Annotated in this window: 4 protein-coding genes; 1 reads left to right on the plus strand and 3 read right to left on the minus strand. The window is 37.5% G+C overall.

What is annotated here, in order from left to right:
- Window positions 1–136: 136 nt before the first annotated feature.
- Entirely contained in the window at window positions 137–562 is a 426-nt protein-coding gene (locus MW688_RS01620; RefSeq protein ID WP_486734164.1) for a putative toxin-antitoxin system toxin component, PIN family, read from the minus strand.
- Window positions 543–785 (minus strand): ribbon-helix-helix domain-containing protein, encoded by a 243-nt coding sequence (locus MW688_RS01625; RefSeq protein WP_486734165.1) that lies wholly within the window; start codon window positions 783–785, stop codon window positions 543–545. The genes MW688_RS01620 and MW688_RS01625 overlap by 20 nt, the downstream gene beginning before the upstream one ends.
- Before the next feature lie 689 nt (window positions 786–1474).
- Between MW688_RS01625 and MW688_RS01630 the strand changes: the two genes are divergently transcribed.
- Window positions 1475–1702, plus strand: a complete 228-nt coding sequence (locus MW688_RS01630; protein ID WP_486734166.1) for a type II toxin-antitoxin system Phd/YefM family antitoxin — start codon at window positions 1475–1477, stop codon at window positions 1700–1702.
- Window positions 1703–1936: 234 nt separating this feature from the next.
- On the opposite strand, the gene glmS is transcribed toward MW688_RS01630, so the two are convergent.
- Window positions 1937–3823, minus strand: coding sequence for a glutamine--fructose-6-phosphate transaminase (isomerizing) (glmS, locus tag MW688_RS01635; RefSeq protein ID WP_486734167.1), 1887 nt, complete (start codon window positions 3821–3823; stop codon window positions 1937–1939).
- Window positions 3824–4340 lie beyond the last annotated feature (517 nt).

A 4340-nucleotide genomic window follows, 5' to 3' on the forward strand; every position in this document is an offset into this window, starting at 1 on the left:
AAAGAACATTTTTCCTAAAAAATTAGTACATAAGTTCTGGTGGAAGATATGAGAAAAATTTCAGGTCAACGTAGGAATTGGGAAAAGGTGAGTTACTAGCAAGCATGAAAAGGGTGGATGATTCATTGTAGTATAGCTATTTTATTCTTTCTTCAATAATATCTAAGGCTTGACGAGGGTTTATAATGAGAATATCTTCAATAACACCGAGTTTTAGCAAATCTGATTTATCACCACTCACAAGATAATCAACATTACCCGCAATTGCTGTTGCCAAAATAATATTATCATCAGGGTCGGGTGAATCAGACACAATAGGGAGCGATGTCACACAGAGGGTGTAAGCGGTTATCCCTGCTAACATTTTTTGGGCTTCTTCTGGGGTAAAATAACGTTGCAATTTAGGATAAGCCATGACTCGCTGTAATTCTTCAAGTTGCTTTGGTGAGGTCACTAGCTCAAACTGATTCTCACGCCATGCTTGATAAAGGAGATAAGGCGGTGTGTTTTTGCGTAACAAGGCAGAAATCAGAATGTTTGTATCAAGAACCAGACGAAGCACGGGTTTCTCTGATAGCCTCATCGATAGATTCTTCGATTTCAGAATCAGAATAACGCAAGTTACGTTCTTGGACAGAATCCACGGTCTCTTCAAAGCTCAGTCTTTGTTTAACCGCTTCTTCAACGTATTGGGATAAGCTTCCCTTTTTTGCTCCTTTTTGTCCTAAAAAAGCTCGTAACCGTTGATCTGTTTCTGAAGATACGGTTAATGACCAACGTACCATGATTTTTCTCCTTGAGCACATAAACACATAAACATCATAACCCATTTCTAGCAACAATTAGGATTTGGATAGTCACTGAACAAGCCACTAATTTTGTTACTTTGAGAGATGAAATGAGTAATGAGTAATGAGTAATGAGTAACATTTGGGTTTTGATGCTTTGGTGTGAGTATACCCTGTCTTCATCAGGGTTTTCTTGTCACCCCCTGAGGTTTCTGTGTTTTAGAGGAGATAGAAAAATAAATACACTTTAAAAAGCGGATAGAGCATTTTTCGGACTCATGAGGTTGTACCTGCCTCGGTGCCTCTCTTGCTTCATATCTTCCACCAAAACAAAAGTACAGAAATTGGCCGACAAGGGAGAATCAATTTTTAAGCGCGATCGCATTAATTCTCTTACTCATTACTTCAAGACTTCAAGACTTCAAGACTTCAAGACTCCAAAACCCATTACTCCAAAACTCCAAGACTTCAAGACTTCAAAACTTCAAGACGTCTTACTCATTACTCATTACTCATTACTCATTACTCATTATTCATCCACCACAAGTAACTTTGGGTAAAGATGCAAGATCTGAGGTGCCTCCTGCCTCAAAAGGATAACCTTTCTCACCAATATGAGAATTGCTATATTGCTGTGATTATATGTTTCAATAAAGAAAACTTGAAGAATTAAAACTATCAAAGCCATGTTAATAACTAAGCAAGAATTAAAAACTCAATTAGAACAGATATTAAAACAATTAGAGCTTGAGAACGAAGATATTATTGTTATTGATCAAGGAAAACCGATTATAAAACTTTCTAAATATCAATCATCATCTAATACTAATGAATTATTTGCACCTTTTCGAGGGAAAGTTAAATATTATGAGAATTTAACCACTCCCACTACTGAAGAATGGGGTGAGTTATGAAGATTGTGTTGGACACCTGTGCATTAATTTGGTGGAGTTTAGATCCCAATCTTTTATCACCTTTTGCTAAAAATCTTTGTGATGTTATGGAGGTAGAAAAAATGGTTTAGTCGCTTCTATTTCACTAAAAACTCTCTTTCTCCCTGCGACCGTGCTCCCTGCTCCCGTGCTGTTTTAATTGTAAGTATATAAGTGTACACAATATTACATAAGATTGTGCATAATTCCCGAGATTCATTCAACAGTAACGCTTTTAGCTAGATTGCGAGGTTGATCTACATCTAAACCGTGAATCGCCGCAATATAGTAAGCTAATAACTGGAGAGGAATTACCGTAATAATAGGAGATAGTAACTCGTCTACTTCCGGCACCTCCAATAAATCATCAAAGATAGAATCAGTAATAGGTGAATTAATCGGCATCACTCCTAGTAAAAGAGCATCCCTAGCCTTGGCTTCTTGGGCATTGGATAAAACCTTATCATAGACACTACCAGGCATAGCGATCGCCACTACTGGTACTTTAGCATCTAAAAGAGCTATTGGTCCATGTTTTAGTTCTCCTGCGGGGTAACCCTCGGCGTGAATATAACTAATTTCTTTTAGTTTCAAAGCCCCTTCTAAGGCAATAGGAAAGTTAATACCTCTACCAATAAAAATAAAGTCTTGAGTTTCTTGAAAATCGTGGGCAATTTCTTCTATTTTCCCCTCTTGATATCTGAGAATATCTTCAATTTGCTTGGGCAATGCTTTTAAACCTTCAATCAAAGCGCCAATTTTCTCTTTAGATATAGTTTTACGTCTATAACCTAAATCTAGGGATAATAAGTAAAAACCTAATAACTGGGCGGTAAAACTCTTAGTAGCTGCTACACCAATTTCTATTCCCGCTTGAGTATTAATAATTTGGTCTACCATCTCTGCTAAACTACTTTCAGGACGATTAGTAATCCCGAGAGTAATTCCCTGATATTCCTTATCTAAACCTATACGTCTTTGCTTCTCCATCGCAATTGCTGCAATTGTATCTGCTGTTTCTCCTGACTGAGTTACCCCTATAGTTAGAGTATTAGGCATCAAGGGTGATGGTGCATAGCGAAACTCTGAGGCATATTGTACAGTTGTTGGTATTCCTGCTAATTGCTCTAATAAATATTTTCCTATTAAACTGGCGTGCCAACTAGTGCCACAGGCCAAAATTTGGATATACTTAAGACCTTCATATATTTTCTTCTCTAAATTCAGGACAATAGGATTACTATCATCACCATTATCTACACCCCAATCCTGTTGAAGATAATGACTCAAACAACTACGTATAACTGTAGGCTGCTCGTGAATTTCCTTAAGCATAAAGTGCCGGAAACCTTGCTTGTCTACATTCCCATGAGTCCAATTAAGAGTGCGAGGTGCTTTTTTGAGTCTATTCAGGTCAAAATCGTATACTTCTATTCCTAAGGGCGTTAAACGGGCTAATTCTCCATTATCTAAAGATAGAATTGTGTGGGTGTAGGGGGCGATCGCCGTTACATCAGAAGCGCAGTAAAATTCTCCTTGCCCAAACCCAATAATCACGGGGGCTTGATTGCGCACTATGATTAATTCATCTCCATAATCTCCCGCTATAATTGCTAAAGCGAAGGCACCTTCTAGCCGCTTCACTGTTTCTTTTACAGCCACTAATAAGCCGTCATCTTTGGGGTTTTCTGGTAGATAGTTAGCTATTAAGTGAGGAATCACTTCGGTATCTGTATCTGAAGTAAATTGATACCCTTGATTAATTAATTCTTCTTTTAATTGGCGATAATTTTCGATGATGCCATTTTGCACCACCGCTACTTTTTTCCCCTCATTTATTTGGGGATGGGCATTATATTCTTCTGGTTTTCCGTGGGTTGCCCAACGGGTATGGGCAATACCTATGGATGCTGGATTAATCTCTTTAGCTAATTTATCTCGTAGATTATATAGTTTGCCTTTGGCACGCACATAGTTTAATTCTCCTTCCCATACCGTTGCTAACCCTGCTGAGTCGTAGCCGCGATATTCTAATTTTTCTAAACCACTCAGTAAAATATCTGTAGCAGGTTGAGTTCCTATATAACCAACGATTCCACACATAGCTATCCGTGTTTATCTTTATGCTTTCGCTAGTATAACTTAATCTTTGCTATAGCAGTACAAAAACTGGATAAAGAATAATGCTTTCGCTCGGATTATTATATAAGAAGAAATAAGATAAAGTAAGGTTACTAGCTTGGTTAATTATTGTTGCTGGTATTGATTGTTTAGTCATTTAGATTAGTAGATAAGAAGAAATAGGGTAAAGAGCGATCGCTTTTACTTCAGTTACAGTTATACAGTGTGCTTGGTATATCTACTTAATATATGACTAGATAAGCAGAAATAGGATCAAGTGCGATCGCTTTTTTTTTATTTAGAGAAATGATCCCCCCAAACCCCCCTTATTAAGGGGGGCTTTTGATGATAACTGTAAACATCTATTTAATATATGACTAGATAAGCAGAAATAGGCTCAAGTGCGATCGCTTTTTTTTAATTTAGAGAAATGATCCCCCCAAACCCCCCTTATTAAGCAGGGTCTTTTCATTCTTGACAAAGAAAATGGTGAGGAGAA

The sequence above is a fragment of the Johannesbaptistia floridana genome, from assembly GCF_057440575.1.